The sequence below is a fragment of the Paenibacillus baekrokdamisoli genome (assembly GCF_003945345.1).
Taxonomy (GTDB): domain Bacteria; phylum Bacillota; class Bacilli; order Paenibacillales; family Paenibacillaceae; genus Paenibacillus_Z; species Paenibacillus_Z baekrokdamisoli.
On the sequence record NZ_AP019308.1, the window covers coordinates 7,196,636 to 7,220,382 of the forward strand.

The 23,747-nt window shown below is 48.1% G+C and carries 17 protein-coding genes; 16 read left to right on the plus strand and 1 reads right to left on the minus strand.

Going from position 1 to position 23,747, the window contains the following annotated elements:
- The first annotated feature begins 22 nt into the window (after positions 1-22).
- From EKN16_RS31715 to EKN16_RS31750, 8 genes are all read left to right on the plus strand, one after another.
- On the plus strand, positions 23-1,552 hold the full coding sequence (locus tag EKN16_RS31715; protein WP_125665614.1) for an ABC transporter substrate-binding protein: 1,530 nt from the start codon (positions 23-25) through the stop codon (positions 1,550-1,552).
- The gene (locus EKN16_RS31720) at positions 1,549-4,182 is read left to right on the plus strand and encodes a glycosylhydrolase-like jelly roll fold domain-containing protein (RefSeq protein WP_125665616.1); all 2,634 of its coding nucleotides are present in this window, start codon (positions 1,549-1,551) and stop codon (positions 4,180-4,182) included. The genes EKN16_RS31715 and EKN16_RS31720 overlap by 4 nt, the downstream gene beginning before the upstream one ends.
- A 26-nt stretch (positions 4,183-4,208) precedes the next feature.
- Positions 4,209-5,141 carry an ABC transporter permease gene (locus tag EKN16_RS31725; protein ID WP_164523079.1) on the plus strand — a complete coding sequence of 311 codons (933 nt, stop codon included), beginning with the start codon at positions 4,209-4,211 and terminating at the stop codon, positions 5,139-5,141.
- Positions 5,142-5,212: 71 nt separating this feature from the next.
- Positions 5,213-6,055 carry a carbohydrate ABC transporter permease gene (locus EKN16_RS31730; RefSeq protein ID WP_125666893.1) on the plus strand — a complete coding sequence of 281 codons (843 nt, stop codon included), beginning with the start codon at positions 5,213-5,215 and terminating at the stop codon, positions 6,053-6,055.
- Positions 6,056-6,196: 141 nt separating this feature from the next.
- A complete protein-coding gene (locus EKN16_RS31735; protein ID WP_125665618.1) occupies positions 6,197-7,189 on the plus strand; it encodes a substrate-binding domain-containing protein in 993 nt (330 codons plus the stop codon).
- Complete coding sequence (locus EKN16_RS31740; protein WP_125665620.1) at positions 7,186-8,643, plus strand: sensor histidine kinase; 1,458 nt, start codon at positions 7,186-7,188, stop codon at positions 8,641-8,643. Before EKN16_RS31735 ends, EKN16_RS31740 begins: the two co-directional genes overlap by 4 nt.
- A complete protein-coding gene (locus EKN16_RS31745; RefSeq protein WP_179955579.1) occupies positions 8,621-9,988 on the plus strand; it encodes an AraC family transcriptional regulator in 1,368 nt (455 codons plus the stop codon). Before EKN16_RS31740 ends, EKN16_RS31745 begins: the two co-directional genes overlap by 23 nt.
- Positions 9,989-10,248: 260 nt before the next feature.
- On the plus strand, positions 10,249-11,628 hold the full coding sequence (locus tag EKN16_RS31750) for a sugar porter family MFS transporter (protein ID WP_125665624.1): 1,380 nt from the start codon (positions 10,249-10,251) through the stop codon (positions 11,626-11,628).
- Between the two features lie 157 nt (positions 11,629-11,785).
- Here the strand turns inward: EKN16_RS31750 and EKN16_RS31755 are convergent, their stop codons facing one another.
- Positions 11,786-12,571 carry a helix-turn-helix domain-containing protein gene (locus EKN16_RS31755; protein ID WP_125665626.1) on the minus strand — a complete coding sequence of 262 codons (786 nt, stop codon included), beginning with the start codon at positions 12,569-12,571 and terminating at the stop codon, positions 11,786-11,788.
- 239 nt (positions 12,572-12,810) lie between these two features.
- Between EKN16_RS31755 and EKN16_RS31760 the strand changes: the two genes are divergently transcribed.
- The 8 genes from EKN16_RS31760 (at position 12,811) to EKN16_RS31795 (ending at position 23,639) form a co-directional block, all read left to right on the plus strand.
- Positions 12,811-13,710, plus strand: coding sequence for a nucleoside hydrolase (locus EKN16_RS31760; protein WP_164523080.1), 900 nt, complete (start codon positions 12,811-12,813; stop codon positions 13,708-13,710).
- Positions 13,711-13,795: 85 nt separating this feature from the next.
- Positions 13,796-14,809 carry a LacI family DNA-binding transcriptional regulator gene (locus tag EKN16_RS31765; protein WP_125665629.1) on the plus strand — a complete coding sequence of 338 codons (1,014 nt, stop codon included), beginning with the start codon at positions 13,796-13,798 and terminating at the stop codon, positions 14,807-14,809.
- Positions 14,806-15,723 carry a ribokinase gene (rbsK, locus tag EKN16_RS31770; RefSeq protein WP_125665632.1) on the plus strand — a complete coding sequence of 306 codons (918 nt, stop codon included), beginning with the start codon at positions 14,806-14,808 and terminating at the stop codon, positions 15,721-15,723. The genes EKN16_RS31765 and rbsK overlap by 4 nt, the downstream gene beginning before the upstream one ends.
- Positions 15,724-15,811: 88 nt before the next feature.
- Complete coding sequence (locus EKN16_RS31775) at positions 15,812-17,161, plus strand: extracellular solute-binding protein (protein WP_125665634.1); 1,350 nt, start codon at positions 15,812-15,814, stop codon at positions 17,159-17,161.
- 81 nt (positions 17,162-17,242) lie between these two features.
- Positions 17,243-18,142: a carbohydrate ABC transporter permease gene (locus EKN16_RS31780; RefSeq protein WP_164523081.1), complete on the plus strand. Its 900-nt coding sequence runs from the start codon at positions 17,243-17,245 to the stop codon at positions 18,140-18,142.
- A 26-nt stretch (positions 18,143-18,168) separates the two neighbouring features.
- Positions 18,169-19,014 carry a carbohydrate ABC transporter permease gene (locus EKN16_RS31785; protein WP_125665637.1) on the plus strand — a complete coding sequence of 282 codons (846 nt, stop codon included), beginning with the start codon at positions 18,169-18,171 and terminating at the stop codon, positions 19,012-19,014.
- A 142-nt stretch (positions 19,015-19,156) separates the two neighbouring features.
- Complete coding sequence (locus EKN16_RS31790; RefSeq protein ID WP_125665639.1) at positions 19,157-22,285, plus strand: carbohydrate binding domain-containing protein; 3,129 nt, start codon at positions 19,157-19,159, stop codon at positions 22,283-22,285.
- 67 nt (positions 22,286-22,352) lie between these two features.
- Complete coding sequence (locus EKN16_RS31795) at positions 22,353-23,639, plus strand: Gfo/Idh/MocA family protein (protein ID WP_125665641.1); 1,287 nt, start codon at positions 22,353-22,355, stop codon at positions 23,637-23,639.
- Positions 23,640-23,747: the final 108 nt, after the last annotated feature.

Below are 23,747 nucleotides of genomic sequence, written 5' to 3' on the forward strand. Positions count from 1 at the left end.
CACGAACTCAGGGGGAAACACAATGAGAAAGAAAGCATGGCTGCCTGCATTTATGGCGGTAGGATTATTGCTGTTAGCGGCATGTGGCTCCAATGGAGGAAAAGACCCAGTAGGCACGAACGGAAAGGAAACGCCTTCAACTGGACAGACGGAGGAGACAGCCCAGTTGAACGTCGCGTTTCTGAGCGTGACGGGCACACCGCCTGATCTGAAAGCAGTCGAGACTGAGATTAACAAAATTACTAAGGCCAAGATCAATACGACCGTCAATCTAATGCCGATCAATTACGGCGCTTACTCTCAGCAGGTTAATCTTATGCTGACGAGCAATGAGAAGCTGGATCTAATCGTAGTTGGTGCGCCTTTCGGCTTCAGCTCGCAGGTATCCAGAGGGCAGCTGCTGCCGCTGGACGGACTGCTTGAGAAGTATGGCGCAAATATCAAGAAGGCGTTGGCCCCGGTTTATCTGAATGCCAGCAAGGTCGGCGGTAAGATCTACGGCATTACTTCCGTAAGAGATCTAGCGACTGCGAACGGCTTTACAATGCGTAAGGATTTGGCAGACAAGAACGGTATCGATCCAAGCAAAATTCATACCTTGGACGATGTGGAAGCAGCGCTTAAGGTCATCAAGGATAAGGAACTGGGCATCACACCGCTCATTCCAAGCGGAGTAGGGTTCTCTTACTTAACGAGCTATGGTTGGTTTGACGGAGTGGGCAACGGAATGGGCGTACTTCCTGGTTACGATAACAATCTAAAGCTTGTGAACAGCTACGAGACGAAGGAATATGCGGACCTACTGAAACGTATGAGAAGCTGGTACGAGGCTGGCTATGTGCTAAAGGACGGAGCTACTAACAAAGCGAGTCAGATCGAATTGATTAAGGCTGATCGGGCATTCGGTTATTTATCCAAGCTCAAGCCAGGCTTTGATGCCCAGGAATCCAGATCGATCGGTAAAGAGATGATCAGCGCGACACTATCGACGCCGGTGTCTATGACGGATCAGGTCCTGAACATCATGTGGGGCATTCCGCAGCAGGCAGAAAATCCAGATGCATCTATGAAGTTCTTGGATCTGCTGTATGGGGATAAAGAACTTGTCAATCTGCTTGACTGGGGCATCGAGGGCAAGAATTACGTCAAGGTAGCAGGATCAGACAACGTGATTAAGTATCCGGAAGGCGTTACCATGCTGACGAATGGCTACAACCTGAATATGGGATGGTTGTTCGGTAATCAATTCCTCTCTTATGTGTTCGAGGGAGATGATCCGGAAATCTGGAAGAAAATGAAGGAATTTAACGAGCAGGCGATCAAGTCGAAGGCAATGGGCTTCGCGATGGACCCTGAATCTGTTAAGACGGAAATGGCTGCCGTTTCAAACGTCATGTCCCAATATTACCTCGTGCTGGAGACCGGTTCTGTCGATCCGAACAAGGTGCTTCCACAATTGAATGAAAAGCTCAAAACTGCGGGCATTGACAAGATCATCGCAGAGAAGCAGCGTCAGCTGGATGAGTGGGCTAAATCCGAGGGCGTACGATGAATGTGAAATTACAGGAGCTGCTTACTGGAGAGGAACGGAATTATATTCTTCCGTTCCTCTGGCAGCGTGGCGAAGATGAAGCAGTCATACGGGAAGAGTTGACCCGTATTCGTGAAGCGGGCATTCGGGCGGTCTGCGTTGAATCCCGGCCGCATCCGGATATGTTGGGTCCGCAGTGGTGGCGAGATATGGACATTATCATGGATGAGGCTCGGCAGCATGGCATGCAGATATGGGTGTTCGACGACGATCATTTCCCAACGGGGCATGCAGCAGGGAAAGTGAAGGAGGCGCCGCTGGAACACCAGCGGCAGTTTCTTTCTGAGCGGCACATCGATGCAATTGGTCCAGATCCTGAAGGTTCCTTCCTGCTGCGTCCCTGGTCCGTTCTCGATGGGTCAAGACCTGTCCGTGCAGTAGCGGCAAGACGTGATCCAGTGACGGGACAGCCAGATGGTGAGTTTATATCCATTGATCTCAATTCTTCAGTACAGGATGGCGTGCTTTACTGGCCTGTACCAGAAGGTTATTGGACGATCTACTTAATCGTAGTTACCCGTGAAGGTGGAGACGAACGGAGGAAGGATTATCTGAATCCGATCGTTCCCGAATCGACGCAAATCTTGATCGATACCGTATATGAAGCTTATTATGCTCACTACAAGGATGATTTTGGCGTAACATTCGCTGGCTTTTTCTCCGATGAGCCTGGGTTCTACAATAGCAAAGCTGCCTACGATTTCGCTTCAGGTTTGGGCAATCCAAGCATGGCCTTGCCGTGGCGGAACGATCTTCTTGAGCTGTTGGAGGAGGAATACGGTCCGAATCTGCACCTGCATCTGCCCTTGCTATGGCACGAAGGCGGTCCGAATACGTCCGCTATCCGATATGCCTACATGAATGTAATCAGCAAGCTGTATGCAGAGCATTTCAGCGGCCGTATCGGAAACTGGTGCAGAGAGCGCGGCGTGGAATATATCGGCCATCTGCTTGAGGACAACAATGTTCACGCGAGGCTTGGCTGCGGAGCGGGACATTTCTACCGCGCGCTTGAGGGCCAAGATATGTCGGGGCTGGATGTCGTACTGTGGCAGATTGTGCCCGGCTTCGATGAAATCTCTTTCTCCTGGATGGGCGGGAACACGGATAGCGTCTTCTTTCATTATGGGATGACCAAGCTGGCCACTTCACTTGGACATATCGATCCTCGTAAGCGGGGCAGGACGTTCTGCGAGATATTCGGTGCTTATGGCTGGGCGGAAGGGCTGAAGCTGATGAAGTGGCTGACTGACCATATGCTGGTCAGAGGCGTGAATCACTTTGTGCCGCATGCCTTCTCCCAGAAGGAATTTCCGGATTGGGACTGCCCTCCTCACTTCTATGCGAGGGGACGCAATCCGCAGTTCAGATATTACAACTTATTGAACAGCTATACGAACCGCCTATGCCATTTGTTCTCGGATGGGCAGCATGTGGCGACTGCAGCCGTGCTCTATCACGCGGAGGCGGAATGGTCAGGTGAATATATGCTCTTCCAAGAGCCCGTTAAGCAGCTGATGCAGAATCAGATTGATTGCGATGTGGTTCCAGCAGATGTTCTGCTAACCTCAGCAGCGCCGGATGGGGAGTTGACCATTCATAAGGAGCAGTACCGATGCCTCATAATTCCTTACGCCGAAGCGCTGCCGATCGAATTGGTTGTTAAGCTTACAGAGCTTGCGGCATCCGGTCTTCCGATCGTCTTTATCGACGCGCTGCCGACTCGGGTCAGCCAGTCCGTGCCATATTCACAGGAGATTGAGCAACTGGCGGCACAGTCCAATATCTCGGTGGTTCCATTGGTTAAGCTTGCGGATACGCTGCGGGAATGGGGCATGTTCGAGCTTGCGACGACCGACTGGCAGCCTTATTTGCGGACGTATCAATATCGGCATGATCAGTTGGAGACGGTAATGCTGTTCAACGAGCATCCGACAGGCGTGCTTGAAACCAGCATCAGCCTTCCGGGTGAGGGTGTATGGATGCGTTACGACGCCTTTGGCAATACGCTGGACTTGGTCGGAGAAGGAGATAATTTCGTCCTCGATCTTCGTCTCAGCGCTTATGAATCAGCCATCCTGCTTCGTATTCCAGCTGGCAATGAAGCTAGCTTGCCGATCCGCAATGGAAAAGCACGGCCTGCATCTGGTGCCGCAAGCCGGCTTGTCGAACCAACAGAGTGGCAGGTTTCATTGGCCACCGCAGACAAGTATCCCACATTTGAGCATTGGGGAGCATTAACAAGCTTGCGCAATATGAGTGCACGCGATCTACTGCCACGTTTTTCCGGCACGATTAAATATGAATGCCAGATACAAGACGAGGCAATGTCAGGTCCTTTGTGGCTTGATTTGGGGAAGGTTTATGAGACAGCTGAGGTATGGGTGAACGGACAAAAGGCGGGGGTTAAGCTTTGCGCCCCTTATGTATGGGACATCTCGGAGTATTGGAAACTGGGGACAAACGTATTGACTATTGAAGTGACGAATACGCTGGTGAAAGATCAGCAGGATTGGTTCTCCAAGTTCGTGCAGCAGGAGCCCTCCGGCCTGCTCGGCCCGGTTAAACTCATCGGACCATCAGTGAAGTGATAACAGGGAAGCGGTGAGTAAGTAAGATGGAACAAGCCTATCGGCTCCGCCGGAAGAGCGGCATACGCAAATATGGCGTGCTGCTGCTCATGATGGTTCCGGGCCTTGCCTATTTACTAATTAACAACTATTTGCCAATGTTCGGTCTGCTGATTGCCTTTAAGGATTTTAATTCCGTAAAGGGGATTTTCGGCAGCGACTGGATCGGCTTCAGAAATTTTGAATACTTGTTTAAAACGCAGGACGCGTATATCATCACCCGAAATGCCATTCTTTATAATTTCGTGTTCGTTGTTCTTAATACGGTTGCAGCTGTAGCCATCGCCATTGGGCTCAATGAAATTCGCAGCCGGTTCATGTCTAGGGTTTACCAGAGTGTGATGCTGCTGCCTCATTTGATCTCCATGGTCATCGTTAGCTACCTGGCGTATTCCCTGCTTAGTGTGGATACGGGCTTCATGAACAAAACGGTTCTCCCGTGGCTAGGCCTTAATGAAATTTCATGGTACACCGAGGCGGCATACTGGCCGTTCATTCTGACAATCATCAGCCTATGGAAAGGTGCCGGGTTCCTATGCGTCATCTACTTGGCCGCGATTATCGGCATTGATCCAGAGTATTACGAGGCCGCCAAACTCGACGGAGCTACCAAATGGCAGCAAATTCGCACAATTACGCTGCCATTGTTGTCACCAATCATCATTATGATGACGCTGCTCGCGATCGGTAAAATTTTCTATTCGGACTTTGGCCTGTTCTATCAGGTACCGCTCGGGTCCGGAGCACTGAACGATACGACACAGGTTATTGATACCTATGTGTACCGGGCACTTATGAATCTCGGCGACATTGGGATGTCTTCTGCTGCAGGGCTTTACCAGTCTGTTGTCGGCTTTGTGCTGGTACTGCTGTCGAACTATGCGGTACGCAAATTTAGCAAGGACAACGCGTTGTTCTAAGGACATAAGGACTGGAGTGGAGAGGTGTGAATACGATTCAAAAGAGAAAGCAAATTTGGCTTCATCTGCCGATGATTGCCCTCTCGGCAGCCTGCGTGCTCCCCTTCCTGCTGCTCGCCATCTCGTCTATCTCGGACGAGGGCTCGATCATACGTCAGGGCTATACCTTCTTTCCGGAAAAATTCGGATTGGGAGCTTATCGCTACTTGTGGGATCATTCGGAGCAGTTGGTAAGGGCTTACGGAATAACAATATTTATTACAGTAGTTGGAACGGCATCAAGCCTAATCATTACGGCGATGCTTGCTTATCCAATGGCAAGACAGGGAGTACCATTACGCAACTTGGTCGCTTTCCTCGTATTTTTCACCCTACTGTTCAACGGTGGATTAACCCCTACCTATTTGATTTATGTGCAGTATATCGATATCAAAAATACAGTGCTGGCGCTTATCGTTCCAGGGCTGCTGATGAACGGTTTCAATGTACTGCTTATGCGGACTTTTTTCATGACGACGATTCCTCCTGCCCTAATCGAAGCGGCGCAAATTGACGGTGCTGGAGAATTCAAAATCTTTTGTAGAATCATTCTGCCGCTATCGATGCCAATCGTTGCGACCATCGGTTTGATTCAGACCATTATTTATTGGAACGATTGGTTTAACGGAATGATTTACGTGACAGATTCCAGACTCTTCAGCGTTCAGAACATTCTGAACCGGATGCTGACCGACATTCAGTTTCTTACGGAAAGCAAGTTCAGCGCTCAGTTTGGCGAGGCTGGGGCCAATTTACCTAGCACAACAGTGAAGATGGCGATAGCGATAATCGGAGTGCTTCCGATTATGGTATTGTATCCTTTCTTCCAAAAGTATCTTATAAAAGGTATAACCGTCGGCGCTGTAAAAGGCTAGATGGAAAAGGAACCAGTGCTACTATAGCATCGGTTCCTTTTTATTTTACATATCCGAATCTGTTAGATGAAGGAGGCCACATAAGAAAGGCTGGAATAGTTTGAGATCAATCGTGGAATCGTACCTCTTGGGGGTGTTTTCATGTCAAATAGAAAATGGACTTTGGGTCTGATCAGCATTGTTCTTCTTGTTTTCTGTTATTTTATCTTCCAGTTTGTATCTTCTACGGTTAAGATTGATCATCTAGTCTTGCAAATGGAACAGGGTAACGTAGAAGATAAATCCATTAAATCTGTTGTGCTCATCGCTCAAGAGCTAGATAATCCATTCTGGGGAATGGTGGAAAAGGGAGCAAAAGAAGCCGCGCTGCAGCTAGGTATGCAGATTGATTTCAGGGGTCCGATTCGTATTAATCCTTCCGAGCAAACGAAGCTCTTGGAACAATCGATTGCAGCCAAGGCGGATGCTATTGTTGTGCAGGGAATCAAGGACAAGCAGTATGATCTTCTGATTAGCAAGGCAATCAATGATGGTATTCCCGTGATTACTGTAGATGCGGATGAGCCAGCTAGCCGGCGGCTTGCCTACGTGGGAACAGATAATAGGGAAGCGGGCAAACGTATGGGAGAGCTTGTGATAAAAGATGCTGGCGGGAGGGGCCATATTGGCGTCATTATCGGAAGCGAGCTGGCTGACAATCAACAGCAGCGTTTGGAGGGTTTCCGTTCCATTATTGCTAGTACGCCGGGGTTTGAGATCGTAGCTGTTCGCTCATCGAATATTTCACGGATCCAAGCTGCTAAGCAGACAGAGGCTATGCTGAACCAATACGCGAGTATTCAAACGATGGTCGGATTTAGCTCCTTAGATGCAGTTGGCATTGTAGAAGGCATGAAGGCAGCGAAAAGAGCAGGCCTACGTGTGTTTGGATTCGATGATTTGGAGGAGACGAAGCAGGGGATTGCTCAGGGAGTTATTCTTGCATCCATCGTTCAACAGCCTGAAGAGATAGGATTCAAAGCGGTTCATCTATTAGGGGACTATTTCAAGGGAGACGTTTTTCCAGTGCAGCTCTTTACAGCTACGGATATTCTGGATATTACACATCTGAAGTCAAGAGTGAACAGCCCATGAAGATACGCAGCATGCTATTTATTATCATACCTGCACTCTTTATTTTGAATAATGGGGTCTCTTATTTCATCTTTCAAAGTGGAAGAACGGTGCAGCAAAGTTATAATGTGATGCTGGATCGGGTATTATTATACAAACAAATTGCTGGACAAACGCAGGAAAATCTCCGAGTTTTGAATGTTTACTTAGTGGATCGAAGGGACAGCAGTCGTAACGCCTATCTATCCCAGAGGGCTGAGCTGAATCTTCTCCGGGATAGTCTATCTGCGAAGAATACGATTCCAGCTACAGCTCTCACCGTTCGGAGCTACCGCAATATGATCGACACCTTTACCTTACAAGAAGCGGGAGTAATAGAGGCGTTAAATAATCAAGGTTCTTTGGCGTATGCGGCTTTCTACGAAGAGGCTGAGCACACAGCTGCGTTCATCCAACAAGAAGGTTATCATCTTATTGATTTGGAGCTCCGTTATTATCAGCCTCTCTATCGACAAATTCTTCTGCAAACGGAAGCTAGAGATCATTGGGGAGTCGCTATCTTTATCCTGAATACGCTGCTGAGCGTCATGTTTGCTTATTGGATCTCCTTGAGTATTTCCAGACCGATTAAGCTGCTGGCTTTAACGGCTCAACAAATCTCGGATGGGAATTTACAAGCTGCCCCTCCACAGATCAGTGCCAATCATGAGTTTGGTGTTTTATCTCATGCTTTTGGACGTATGCAAGATAATTTGAAGGAACTTATTGTGAAGGAGAAAGAAAGCTTAGAAAAAGACAAACTGGTCAAAGAGCTAGAGCTTGAAGTTCTACAAAATCAGATGAACCCGCACTTTCTCTTTAATTCCTTGAATGTGATAGCTAAGCTGGCTTTGCTCGAGGGCGCTGAACAAACAAGCGATCTTATGGTATCCATGTCGAATCTGCTTCGGTATAATCTCCGTAAATTAGATCGCCCCGTGACGCTCAGGGAGGAGGTGGAGCATGCCAGAGAATATTTTACAATCCAGCAGGCCCGCTTTCGCGACCGATTTCAGTTTGTAACGGAAATTGAGGAGGGTGGACTGAACGTCTTTGTTCCCATGCTGACCCTCCAGCCTATATTAGAAAATATCTTTGTTCATGGCATTGAGGGAATGGAGGAAGGGGCTCAGATCAAGCTGGTCATTACATGCGGGCCTAATGAGACAAGGGTTGCGATATCAGATAATGGGATCGGAATGACCAAGGAGGTACGTGAGTCGCTGCTTCACTTCGAATTCAATCCGCAGCTAGGCCAAGAAAAGGGACAATCTACTGGCTTAGGGACGCGTAATGTTTTTAAACGACTTGAACTATTTTATGGAAAAAAGAATCTTGTAGACATTTACAGTGAGCCGGGCCGGGGAACAACAGTATTCATCCGGCTTCCTAGTGCTGGGAAGGAAGATGGAGATGTATCGTCTACTGATTGCTGATGATGAAGCCTTGGAGAGAGAAGGCATTGAATGGATTGTTACGCGAATGATGCCGAATATCTTCGAAGTTATTCATGCGGAGAATGGTCGTATAGCGATTCAAAAGGCTGACGAATTTCGTCCGCATATCGTTATGATGGATATTAGAATGCCGGGCATTCAAGGTCTGGAAGCATTAAAGGAAATTAAGGCTCAGAATCCGCAGGTCAAGATGATTCTAGTGACAGCTTATGAATATTTCGAATACGCCAAAGAGGCTCTTTCTATGGGGGTCAAGGAGTATCTCGTCAAACCGGCTAAACGTGATCAGATCGTCACACTCTTGCAGCGGCTGGTGGCTGAGATTGATCAGGAACAGAGAAAACGCGACGAGGAGTTCGCGATGCGGGATAAGTTCTTCCAGCTGCTGCCGCTTGCAGAAACGGAAATGGCTCTAGTCTTTATGTCCGATCAAGTGAATGAGACCGAAGTGGGAAATCTTGCGGATGTTCTCGAGCTCTCTATAGATAAAGGATGTGCGGTTGTGCTCGGCTTCCCTGAAATTGGGCATACATCCGAAATCGAATTAGCCCGAGAAAAGAAAAGGATCTATGAGACGGTGAAAAATACTGCAAAAGGGTTAATCAAGGATAGGACAAGCTGTGTTGTCAGTTCCATGGTCAATTGGCATATGGTTATCTTCCTTCTTGGGGAAGCTCGAATAGAGGATGAAGTATTGCGAGAAGAGGCTCATTCCGCAGGCCTTAAGCTGCTGGAGATCCTTCATCAGCAGCGCAGTATCGATGCGACAATAGGTATCGGATCCGTTCGAGCGGATATTGAGGGAATTAGAAAATCGTATTTTGAAGCTGTATTCGCATCCACGTATGATGAAAAATGGGGAAGCCTGTGTCGGTTTGAGGATCTGAGCATGCTCTCCACAGAAGGACAACCAGAAACCTCAAATAGGTTTAAAGCTGCCAATACTTCTGAGCGTACCTATGTGGAATTGGCAATCAAGCGAATTCGTGAGGAACGTGAACAGCGAACATGGAGTGTCATAGACAGTGCAATTACGTTCATTCAAGAAAAATTCCATGAAGAACTCTCCCTTGAAGATGTGGCGGAGCAAGTTCACTTGAATCCTTATTATTTCAGTAAAGTATTCAAGCAGCAAACAGGAGAAACCTTCATCGATTATGTCACAAGACTGCGTATCGAAAGGGCCAAAGAATGCATTAGGGACGGGCAGTTCAGCCTGAAGGAAGTTTGTTATCTTGTCGGGTATAAAGACCCTAATTATTTCAGCCGTGTTTTTAAAAAGGTAACCGGGGTAACGCCCACTGAATATCGCAATCAACTTTAACAAAGGATAGGTTCATGTAGCTATTACATGGACTATTTTGTTATTGCCGAACAATATTATGCTAGTCCGCGGTCCTTTATCGAGATCCAATTAGGTTGGGTTAATATTATGCTGGTAAACAACCAATAAGTGAAGGGAATGGGGCCCTAACTTAAACAAAACAGATGGTATAATGAGTCTCTAATTACGGGTTTAGCTTCTGTTAGAAGATAAAGGACCCGCACGCAGCAGGTGCGGATAAGTCAGAAGGGATAACGTTTGTGAGCTCAAATATAAACAATCAAGGCCAACAACAAGTCAGCATGAAGTTTGTAACCCTAGTTTCGATGGTTGCCGCTTTGGGTGGTTTATTATTTGGATTTGATACCGCTGTTGTATCAGGTGCGATCGGTTTTATGAAGGAACGTTTCACCTTAAATGAGGTGGAGGTTGGGTGGGCTGTATCCAGTTTGATCATCGGATGTATCGTAGGAGCTGCAGGCTCTGGGGTGCTTGGAGATCGATTCGGCCGGAAAAAAGTGCTGATTATGGCTGCCCTGCTGTTCATTATCGGTTCCATTGGTTCCGCCATTCCAGATACGTTCACCGGTTATATCATTGCCCGTATCATCGGCGGACTCGGGATTGGAATTACCTCAACACTATGTCCGCTCTATAACGCAGAGATAGCGCCTGCCCAATATCGCGGTCGTCTTGTAGCGCTGAATCAGTTCGCGACAGTTACTGGTATCTTTCTCGTGTATTTCATTAATTTAGGTATTGCTGGTTACGGAGATGACGCGTGGGACATTTCTACAGCTTGGCGGTGGATGTTTGGTTTCGGAGCTCTTCCCGGCTTGTTGTTCCTAGTATTGCTCTTCTTTGTACCTGAAAGTCCGAGATGGTTGATCAAGCAGGGGAGGGCGGTTGAAGCTCTTCCGATTTTACTTAAGATTCATGGCGAGGATCTGGCCAAAAAGGAAGTACTGGATATTAAGGCATCGTTTAAACAGGAAAGCGGGTCGATTCGACAGCTGTTCAGTCCTGCTTTGCGGCTTGCTCTAATTGTGGGGGTGGGCCTGGCCGTTCTCCAGCAGGTGACGGGTATCAATGCGATCATGTACTATGCTCCTGAAATTTTCAAGGAAACGGGATCCGGCACCAATGCTTCGCTGATGCAGACCATTTTGGTCGGATTGATTAATTTTCTCTTTACTATTCTTGCTGTATGGCTCATTGACAAGGTTGGACGAAAGGCTCTTTTACTCGTCGGATCTGCTTCAATGACCGTGTGCTTGGTTGTTATCGGTGCTGCATTTCAAACCGGACACACATCAGGGCCTTTGGTGCTCATCTTTATTTTATTGTATGTGGCAGCCTTCGCTGTATCACTTGGGCCGGTCGTATGGGTGGTCATGTCCGAAATTTTCCCGAACCGTATTCGTGGAAAAGCGACCGCGATTGCTTCAATGGCGCTATGGGCAGCGGATTATATCGTGTCTCAGACCTTTCCTCCGATGCTTTCGTCTGCAGGGCCGGCAATTACATTCTGGCTATTTGGCTTCATGTCCTTGTTTACCTTCTTTTTCACCTGGCGTGTGGTACCCGAGACAAAGGGGAAATCACTGGAGGAAATCGAATCCCTGTGGTCTCGAAATTGAGATTATGATTGTCGCTACTAAAAGTTGGGGCTGTCCCAAATGGGTAAACCAGAGTGAGACAATCCCATAATATGTGTAAAAGAACCTTCAAAGCCACTATGAAAGTGGATCTGAAGGTTCTTTAGGTTCTTTAAAGGGGGGATAACACAATCCCTTCTCAATCTTCCGCAAATATAGGCTTCGCTGGTAGAGCGGAAGGGTCCTCCCGGTACTCTTTGGGCGTAATCCCTGTACATTTCTTGAACAGCAAGCTGAATTGTGAAGGTGTGGAAAATCCGCACTCAACAGCAATGGCAGCGATTTTCAAGCGGGTGCTGGATAATAACTCAATGGAGCGTTCGATCCGCTTCATCATTATATAGTTCATGGGAGAGAGGCTGGTCCTCTCTTTAAAGGCATGGCGAAAGCGATCAAAGCTGTAGCCGGACAACTCCGCCAAATGCTGAAGCTGAACGGACTGAGTATAGTTTTCTTTAAGGAAATTAATAGCGTAAATAATACGATCTTCTTTTTCTAGGTTCCCGGTTTGAATCTGCGGAATACGGCAAAGCTCTAGCATCAATTGTCCCCCAATTAAGTTGAGCTGTAAGGAATGGAAGCTGCGCTTTTCTAGAAACTCAGTTTTCATTGCTTGTAATAATCGCCAGATTTGCAGACTGTCCCCGTCCTTATAGACACCATTGTGCAAGCTCATAGGAATGTCATCATAATCGAATCCGATAAAAAAAACTTCGGTGTCCTTCTCATGCTTCTCGTCATGCGGTGTGTTTGGGCGAATAATTGCGAATGTGTGCGGGTGATAATCATATCGCTTTCCGCCGATGTTGGTATAGCCTGCTCCTCGCTTGTAATAGACAAGCTCGAAGCAGCCATGCTTGTGCATGGGAGGAGAAGCTGCCATTGAAAGGTAATAAAATTGCAGGAAATTGAGATTGAAATTCATACCAGCTCATTCCTTTCACCGTAATTGTTCTTTTTGGTGGATTTTAATGAAATTTAAATAAACGCGGGATTATCCGGTTCGTGATAGCATGTAGCCATTTCGTTATAGATTAGTCATTCATATAAATATAGAATGTTCCCAAGGGTAATATCAATTAAAAGTTATTAAATAGGTTGAAAAGTAATCTTGTACATGTTGCTGTTCACATGAACAGCTAGATTAGGAAGGTGGAGAAGGAATTGAAAAGAGTCATAATTGATACGGATATTGGTGGAGATATTGATGATGTGTTAGCCATTGCATTAGCGATTCACTCTCCTGAAATCCAGATCGAAGGAATTACTACGGTAGGCGTTCAGTCCGATCGAAGAGCGAAAATTGCCAGCGGACTACTTCAAGTGAATAACGCAGCACATATTCCAGTTGCGGCTGGCGCTTCTGTACCGCTGTGCGGCAAATGGAATTATGAAGAATTTCCGAATCAATATGGAGAGGAGATGGATGCCTTTTCCTATCGCTCCGATCTGGACGGCGCCGATCTGATGATTCAAGCAGTAAATGAATCACCCGGACAAATCACAATTGTCGCGATAGGAGCCATGACTAACCTGGCCATTGCCATCTCCCGTTCTCCAGAATTTTCTCGAAACGTAAAGGAAGTTATCCTTATGGGCGGTGAGTACAGCAGTCACTACAAGGAGTGTAACATTGTAAGTGATCCGGAAGCGGCCAATATCTTGTTCAGCTCTGGAATTCCAATAATAGCGGCAGGTTTGGAGGTGTGTCTAAGCTTGACAAGTGATACGGATGCTACGATAGATACTTTGATTCGCACAGATACGGTGCAGTCGCAGTTTCTTGCTCGACTTGTGAAGCGATGGAAAGCAGTCGGAGTCAATCGCCCGATTATTATGTTTGATGCTATACCCTTTGCGATTCTGATCAATAGAAGTATAGTTTGCACCGAAAGTAAGCTTGTACATGTGGAAACAAGAGGAGAGCATACAAGGGGAATGACCTATAGTATGAAACCGCATTTCGGAGAAATACCAGAGAGCAAACCGAACGTACAGGTCTGCATGGATGTTAACCACGAGGAATTGATGGAGCTATTTACTACTAGAACACTACTCACCTAAGTGAATAACCAAATCGTTATATTTTAATTATATTTAACAATTCATGTGTAACCGTTTACACATGGGGATGGCAGAGGTTCCGAATATGTCCACGATTCGAGATGTAGGAAAAATGGCGGGAGTATCAATCGCTACTGTTTCAAGGGTGATCAATAAAAGCGGATATGTGAAGCAGGAAACAGAAAAGACAATACTTCAAGCTATGCAAGCACTTAATTATGAACCCGATCCTATTGCTCGCAGTTTAGCCGGAAAGAGTACCCGAACGATTGCCTTGGTTGTGCCGGATATTCTAAACCCGTTCTTTCCGGAAATAGCAAAGGCTGTTGAAAAAGAAGCAAGCAGGCTTGGATACACCGTCATCCTGTGCAACACCGACAACAGCTTGGACAAAGAAGAACGATATTTTCAAGTGTTTGAACAAAAGCGGATTGATGGTGTCATTCTGGCCTCCTATACCCTTGGAGCGGTCCAGATCAAAAAGTGGCAAAAGAAGATTCCTATTGTTGTCATCGACAATCGATTTCCCCAGCATCCAACAATCGTATCGATTATCTCTCACAATCGAACGGGAGCCCATCTGGTTGTTAATCATTTGCTTGAGCAGGGATGCCGAAAAATCGCACACATCTGTGGTCCAATGGGCGTATATTCCGCCAAAGAACGTTACATGGGCTATGAGGATATATGCAAGGATCAGGATTGGTTCTCTCCCCATTTGATCGTTCAGGGCGATTTTCAAATAAAAGAATCTTATCAAGCAACCATAGGGCTGTTCAAGAGACATCCAGACGTAGATGGGATATTCGCAGGAAATGATATTATGGCGGTTGGTGCTCTAAAAGCACTCGTGGCTATGGGGATGTCGGTTCCGGATGAGGTCAAGCTCGTAGGATTCGACGGCATATCTATTCCACTAGTTGTCCCCGAGTTGACGACCGTTGCTCAGCCGATTGGAGAAATGGGTGCTCTTGCGATGCATCACTTGGTGGAACTTATCCATAAACGACCACTAGCAAGCCATGTGCAGGTTCTGGATGTGCGATTAATAATAAAAGAATCATCTACTACAAGAGCTTCAAAGGAGTTTGTGACATGAAGAAACGAAAAATTGTTATCGTCGGTAGTCTGAACATGGACATTGTCGTGTCCACGGATCGATTGCCAAGAAGCGGGGAGACCCTTACAGGTCATTCTGTTCATTATATTCCAGGCGGAAAAGGTGCTAATCAAGCTGTCTGCTGTGCAAAGCTTGGAGCTGACTCAACGATGATTGGCTTGGTGGGGGATGATTGGTTTGGCACAAAGGTAATCGATTCGCTGAACGCTAACGGTGTGGATACCTCTTACATTCAGACCCTTGAGAGCGCTTCAACCGGTGTAGCTTCCATCACGCATATGAAGGAAGACAACACCATCATTGTCGTACCTGGAACGAATGGAATGCTTACAGAAGCGGAATTGCAAGATTTAGAGCAGCTGATTCAGGAGGATGACATCCTGCTCGTACAGCTTGAAATACCCATACAGACCGTTTTTACCGCTCTTCGTATGGCAAAGCAAATAGGAGCAGTAACCATTTTAAATCCAGCTCCCTACACCACATTATCAGATGAACTATTGGAGCTTGTCGATTATATTACTCCGAATGAGACAGAATTTGAACAAATGATAGGAAGAACGTTCTCAGGCGAAAGTAGTCTAGAGCAAGCAATTTCGGATTGGCAGAATCAACGTTCCGCGATGATGATCGTAACACGGGGCAAACACGGCTGCTCCTACTTTTTACACGAAGATGTGGTAACGGTTACACCCCCCGAAGTGAATGTCATTGATACGGTTGGAGCCGGGGATGCCTTTAATGGCGGATTAGCGTATGGATTGATGTCCGGATGGAGCATCTCTCATTGTATTGAGTTCGCCATACAGGTATCAGCAGCAGCGGTGACACGATTTGGTGCTCAGGATGGAATGCCTACACAGGACGAAGTGCTCCAGATTGCCGTCAAATAAAAGGTAGAACGAATTAATAACCAATGGCTTTACGTTACATTATTCACATAGATAGATATGCTGTTCATTTAAAAGGAGGAGTTTGTCGATGGTTAAACGTTTTATGAAGTTATCTCTTGGCCTGCTTATGGTATTGAGTGTGTTGGCGGGCTGTGCTGGAAAATCAGAGACTCCAGAAGCAAATGGGGCGACAAACAGCAAAGAGGAAAAGTTTACGCTTAAGGTTGCATTTTTTCAGGGTGGTTATGGCGATTCGTGGTTTAAATGGCTGAAGGAAGAGTTCGAGAAGCAAAATCAGAACGTAACGATAGAATTGGAAGGCAATCCGAAGATGAATGAAATCATTCAACCGCGGGTTGAATCGAAAACGAATGTTCCGGATATCGTGTTTGTCGATGACTCTCTAATGCGCAAATGGGGACCATCTGGGAAGCTTGTGGATTTAACAGATCTTTACGAAGCACAAAAGCCGGATGGAAAAACAATTGCATCAACTATCACGGATTCGACGAATAAAGCGATGGACGTCTTTGGTAAAAAATACGGTGTACCTCTAGCCCAATTATCCCAAGGAATTATTTATAATGTGAAAATGTTTGAAGAAAACGGCTGGCAGTATCCGAATACGTGGGAAGAAATGGAGAAGCTTGCTGAAGTGATAAAAGCAAAAGGAATCGCACCGCTTACTTATCCGGGTAAATACCCGTACTATTTGTTCCCGTTCGGACATGCTGCTTATCTGCAGTATGGAGGTACGGAATTCATTGAAAAGATTACAAATCCGACGGAAGCTGACATTCCTGGTCTGTTCGAAGATCCGGCATTCCATCGTACCTTTACTTTATTGGATGAAATGTTTAAAGACGATTGGATTATGAAGGGCACGCTCGCTTTGAATCATACGGAATCGCAGATGGAGTTTTTACGTGGGAAAGCAGCGATGATTCTGAACGGCGCATGGTTAGAAAACGAGATGAAGGACTCTATTCCTGAAGGTTTCACGATGAAAATGATGCCATTCCCACCAGCAAAGGATGCGGTTGTGAATGAACCGGTAATCGAATCCTTGACATCCGGCTTTGGCGGTATTCCGAGCGCATCGAAAAATATCGAAGTCGCGAAGAAATTCCTGCTATTCTCTTCTACTGATGAAGCCAATCGTCAATTTACGGAGTTAACCGGCTCCTCCAGAGCGTTCATCTACTCGGTTGACGGTCTGAAGATCAGCGACTTTACGAAGAGTGCCCTGGAAGCTACGAACAAATATAAAACGATAGCACTTGTATTCGCTCCGCAAGCAATTAGCGACAGCCCTGGTCTAGATGCTTTTGGCGCAATTGCTTCGAGGAGCAAGTCGGTAGAGGAAGTTATTAAAGCGAATGTGAAAGCGGCTCCTGATAAATGGAAAAAAACCCAGAAGTTGATTAATAGTAAGTAGGCGATGGGAAGATCTGAAAGCTGCGAGCCTTCAGATCTTCCTCACTCTTCTAATCCCGACACAAGAAAGGATTTCTGGCATATGAAATTTAAAGTGACGAAGAGAGGAATGTTTATTACGGTCATGCTGGCATGGCCGCTCATTCATTATCTTGTGTTTGGGCTGTACCTACAAATTCAAACGCTATTTTATTCTTTTAAGAATTGGAATCCCTACACGGGCAAGGAAACCTGGGTTGGCTTTGACAACTTTAATTTAGCTTTCACGAGCATGACAAACGACGGTGTTTGGATATCAGCCATCAAGAATAGTCTGCTGTTTATTCCGGTTAACATGCTCAGCATTGTTTTGTCGCTCATAGTGGCCTTGGTGCTATATCGAAGGATTCCTTTTGCGCGCTTTTACCGAGTGGTCTATTTCTTTCCGTCCATCATATCGATTGTCGTCGTTACTATGGTATTTTCGTTTGCACTCAATCCAACACAAGGTATCGTTAACGGGTTATTTGATTTGCTTGGATTGGAGTCTTGGAAACGGGCTTGGCTTGGCGATACACAGACGGCTTTAAATGGAGTTTTCGTATTCTGCATCTGGGCTGGAATCGGATGGAACAACGTTATTTTGACTGGAGCTCTGCAGCGTATTCCTGCGGATTATTTTGAAGTAGGAAAGCTTGATGGCATTACCTTTTGGAAAGAGCTTCTCTATATTGTGCTGCCTATTTCCTGGCCGACCATCTCGACGCTCATTATTCTGGGGACAAGCGGTGCTTTCACCATTTTCCTACAGCCAATGCTGTTAACAAATGGCGGTCCGTTCAACTCCTCAACAACCGTTGCGTTGGAAATGTATCGGCTCGTCGTGGAGAAGAATTCCTATGGTCTAGCTGCTGCGTACGGTATGATCTTCGCGGTGATTGGGTTTGTAGTGGTATGGACGATCAAATGGTTGACTGAGCGCTTTGAAACAGCGGAGATTTAAACAACGAGAGAAAGGGGGAGGCTGTATTGATCAAGGAACGAAGAAGTACAGGCAATAAAATCTGGATGATTGTTTTGCAAGTTCTGTTTATGGGTTATGCAATCAGCTTAATTTATCCGTTTATATGGATGTTCATCAACTCTTTGAAAGGTAATACGGAATTCTTTCAGAACATTTGGTCTTTGCCAAAGGACTGGCTCTGGAAAAATTACGTTGAGGCCTGGACGGCTGCTCATATTGGCAAATATTTTTTCAATAGTATTTGGATGACAACAATCGGAACCCTTACTTCGGTGATGTTTGCTGCAATGCCGGCTTACGTGTTGGCGAAGTACAAATTCAAAGGTTCGAATGCGATATATGGATTAGCAATTATTGGTTTTCTAATTCCGACGATCGGAACGTTCGGACCGTGGTATCTGCTCATGCAGAATTTGGGTTTGTTTAATCCGCTTGGCGTTATGCTTGGTTATACTGGCGGGATTGGTTTTAATATGATCATTTTGTATTCGTTTTTCAAAGGTATCAGTTGGGAATACGCGGAGGCTGCTTTTATGGATGGGGCAGGACACTTTCGTGTGTTCTTTCAGATCATGATGCCACTAGCGAGGGGGGGCGTTGTTGCCGTATGCACCTTTGCCCTTATTGGAATCTGGAATGATTACTTTCAGCCCTTTATTCTCTTGCAAGACAGCAGTCAATATACGATTGCAGTCGGCTTGGCTAATCTGGTGGAAATTCAGAAGTACAGCGCGGACTATACCGTCCTGTTCGCGGCCATGTGGATCGCTGTCCTGCCGGTGTTGATCATGTATCTATTCTTGCAGGAGAAGCTGATCTCAGGCTTTACTATGGGCGGCATCAAAGGATGACAGGGAGTGGACAATAGCATCCGAGAGAGGATGAGGTGGGAGCGGTCTCTGACATTTGGACGTAGATTATGTTTTTTCGAAGGGGGGGATATGAAGAGAGCTCAGGTTATATTCTTTTCTGAAATGAAAGGAGAGAGCGGGCATGGTGAAGCGAACAATAGGAAAGGCCGTATTGGCCGCAACGATGTTAATTGGAGTCATTCTGTCAGGTGATCGTGGATGGTCGGAGGAGGCAGGCGCAATGAAAGCATCATCGGTCGTACAAGACATGCATATCGGCAATTACGGGGGAGCGCCAGCGCTGTTCGTAAACGGCAAGCCCGAGTTTCCGATGTTCCTGTTCGAGCAGGAGATCTCGCAGCACGACGGTCAGGTGTTCCATGATGCGAACGTGAAGCTGTATTCGTTCATCGAGAAGACGAGTTTTCTCGATCTCGGCTGGATCGGGCCGGGACAGCAGGATTTCTCGACGATTGACCGTGTGATGCAGACGTTCGTGGATCGGGTGCCGGAGGGGCTGGCGCTTCCGCGCATTCACTTGTGGGCGCCTTCGTGGTGGCTCGTGTCGCACGGAACGGAGCAGCTCGGCTACGCCTTGCAGCCGCCGAACCCGAACGCGCTGACCAAAGACGCTTCCATGGCGTCCCAACAGTGGAAGCAGGAAGCGGGGACGGTACTGCGGAATCTGGTCCGCCATCTGCTGGACGGTCCTTATGCGAACCGGCTGCTGGGCCTGACGCTGGCGGGTGGGATGTATGGCGAGTGGCACAACTGGAACAGCGAATATTTGCCCGATACAAGCGAGCCGATGAGGCAGGAATTCATCGCCTATTTGCGCACGAAGTACCATAACGACCAAGCGCTGCTGCGGACAGCTTGGGGCGATCCGGCCGTCACCTTCAACACCGTGACGGTCCCGACCGCCGAAGAGCGCAGCGCGAGCGATGTCGGCCTGTTCCGTGACCCTTCGGTCTCGCGGAGGGTCATCGATTATTACGAGGCTTACCAAGAGGCGCCGGTAGACGCCATCAACTATTTTGCCGGAATCGTCAAGGACGAGAGCCAAGGACGGCTGTTGACCTCCGTGCTGTATGGCTACAGCCCGGATATGAGCTACATGCCGCAGGAAGTGCACCACCGGGCGGTAGCGCAGGCGCATCGCCTGACGAATGTCGATCTATTCACTTCGCCGCACTCGTATTACCGGCGGGCGCCGGGAGATGACGGGGTGCTGCGCACCTATTCCGACAGCCTCGCGCTGCACGGGAAACTGTTCATCGACGAGGCGGACGACCGCACGCATCTGGCGCCGGCGGGAACCTCGTTCGTCCTGGCAGCGAATATGAACGAGTCGCTGGGCTTGATCCGCCGGGCCTTCGGGCAGGCGGTCACCCATGCGACCGGAATGTGGTATATGGACCAATCCTCGGGACAATGGTACAACGATCCGGCCTTCGCGGCGGAGTTCAAAAACCTGAAAAAATGGGGCGACTACTCCATGACGATGCCCCGGCAGCGCAGCTCGGAAGTGGCGGTGATCTCCTCCAACCAGAGCGAGTTCTATCTGGGCGGCCAGACGGATATCTCGGCTGCCTTCTACGAAGGGCCGTCGACGATAAGACCGCAAGGGCTGGGCGAGCTCAGCAAAGCGGGGGCGCCATTCGACCGGTACCTGATCGAGGATCTCGAGCAGGGACTTGTGCCGAACAATTACAAGGTGTACATCTTCATGGACACCTTCTACCTGACAAATGCGCAGCGCGCGGCGATCGAAGCGCTCAAAGGCGGAGGCAGGACGCTGGTATGGACGTGGGCACCTGGTTATGTCTCCGATTCGGGGCTGTCCACCGCCAACATGGCCAGCCTGACCGGCCTTAATTTCACACAGGTCAGCGGCAAGAGGACCGAGAGCTTTGAGGGAGGCAGCTTCCCGCAAACCGACTATACGGCAGGCTTTAACGGATTGTACGGGGCTGTCACTCCGGATTCGAACAAGGTTATATCCGGCTCATATTCGGCATACGGCGCGGCTCCCAATACGACGGATTGGGCCGAATTCTTGTACAGCGATAGAACCAAGATCCATCTCGATCCGAACACCGACTATACGGTCAGTTTCAAAGCGAAAACCGTTACCGCGCCGGGTCCCGGAGGCAATTTCTACTTTATGGTCCGCTCTGCGGCGGGCGGCAACACGCAAGACGTCGGGATCAACAGCTGGACGGATGCGGCAGGCGCACCCTATACGAAATCATTTACTTTCACTACTAAAGGTTACAGCGACTATCAATTGGTATGGGGCATTCATGGCGGCGGGGGTCTATCGGTGGACGGTATTTTGATTACCAAACAGTCGCAGATCGGGTTGAACGCAGCCGCGTTTCCGGGAGTGACGACCAAGTACGGAGAGGTAACGCTTGATCCGCTGTTCCTTCCGAGCACGACGGGTGCACAAGTGTGGGGCACTACCGGCAATCCCAATGAGCCTGCAATTGTGGCGAAGGATTTCCCCAACTGGCGGTCCGTCTATATCGCTTCTCCGCCGCTGCCGGCGCCGGTGTTGAAGAAAGTCTACAACGATGCGGGAGTCCATGTATATTCGGACAGTTATGATAACTTGGAGGTCAACAAGTCATGGATCAGCCTTCATGCGGCAAGCAGCGGCGTCAAAACAATCAAGCTGCCGTCGTCATCGCCCGTCTACAATATCATCACCGGTCAAATGATCGGCAGCGCCATACAGCAGTTCCAGGTAAATATGCAGCGGGGCGACACAGCGATTTTCGCACTGAATAACCCGATTACGAGTGGCAACATAACGGAGGATTTCGAAGGCGGCAGCTTCGCGGCTTCCAATTATTCGGTCGGATTTAACGGGTTATATGGTGAAGTTACATCAGACGCGGGCAGGATCGTCTCGGGCGCACATTCCGTCTACGGAACGGCCGCAGCAACGACGGACTGGGCGGAATTTCTTTATAGCGACCGCAATAAAGTCAAGCTGCAGGCGGGCGGAACCTACAAAGTCGATTTCAAGGCCAAGACGATCGCCGCACCCGGCGCGGGAGGCAGCTTCTACTTCATGGCACGCTCCGCGATCGGAGGCAACACGCAGGACGTAGGCATTAACAGCTGGACTGATGGCGTCGGGGCTTCGTATGCCAAAAGCTTCACGTTCACCCTCAACAATTACAATGACTACTGCCTGGTATGGGGCATTCATAAGGGCGGCAGCTTATCAGTGGACGATATTACAATTACCAAGCTTTAAGTTTTGAAAGTTGGTAAACAGGTGTTGCCGGTCATTCTATATTCAACAAAACGGAGGTTTCATTGATATGGAAAGAGTAAATGTAGCCATTATCGGCGCGGGAACGAGAGGGCAGGCCTATGCCGATTATGCTGCCGAGCACCCCGAGGAAATGAACATCATTGCGGTTGCCGAACCGAATCCCGAAAGAAGACGGCAATTTCAAGAGAGGCATGGCGTCGACGATACCTATGCTTTTTCCGATGCGGAAGCGCTTCTTGCGCAGGAGCGGCTGGCGGATGCGGTCGTGATCTGTACGCAAGACCGCGATCATTACGCGCAGACGATGTTGGCGCTTGCACGCGGTTACCACGTGCTGCTGGAGAAGCCGATGTCCCCGTCGCCCGAAGAATGCATCGCCTTGGGTGAACGTTCGCGGGATGCGGGTGTCGTCCTGTCCATCTGTCATGTGCTGAGGTATACAGTATTTTTCACCAAAATAAAAGAGCTGCTTGTGTCCGGTAAGATCGGCAGGCTGATGACCGTCCAGTTAAATGAATATGTCGGTTACTGGCATCAGGCCCACAGCTTCGTTAGGGGGAACTGGCGCAATTCTGTCGAATCAAGCCCCATGATATTGGCCAAAGCCTGTCATGATATGGACATTATTCAGTGGCTAATCGACGCGGAATGCCGGTACGTCTCATCGTTCGGTTCGCTGTCGCATTTCCGATCCGAGAACGCCCCTGAGGGAGCCCCGGCCAGATGTCTCGACGGCTGCCCAGTTATGGATTCATGTGCATATTATGCGCCTAAACAATATTTGACAGAGCATATTGGCTGGCCGACTTCTATGATCAGCACGGACTTGTCCTACGAAGGAAGGGTAAAGGCTCTCCAGGAAGGACCTTATGGCCGCTGCGTATATCACTGCGACAATGATGTCGTTGATCATCAGGTTGTTAACTTCGAGTTTGCCAATGAAGTAGCCGCTGTATTTACAATGAGCGCATTTTCGCGGGACGGTGGACGGTTCATGCAGATTACCGGAACAGAAGGTGAAATTCGCGCCGCGATGGACAAAAACGAGCTGATCCTCAAACGGTTCGATACGGGAGAGGAACAACTGATTTCGCTGCGTAACCCGGTTGGTAACCATGGTGGCGGTGATACGAACCTGATGCGCGATTTCATTCGTCTGGTGAGAAGCGGAGGCTGCGAGAAAGGTCTAACGTCCGCGGAAAATTCTATTCAAAGTCATCTGCTCGCCTTTGCTGCGGAAGCTTCCCGATTAGAAAAAAGGACAATTGATATGAGAAGGTTTGTGGAGGAGAAGAAACTATCATCAGAGCAAGCGATTCGTCTATCGACTTGATTACCGGTACTAGTCAGCACACTAACACACTGTGGGAATGGGGGTGATCCTGACGAAGTTCTTAACAGTTAGATTATAAAGAGATAGACGGATAGAAACGAGATTGCC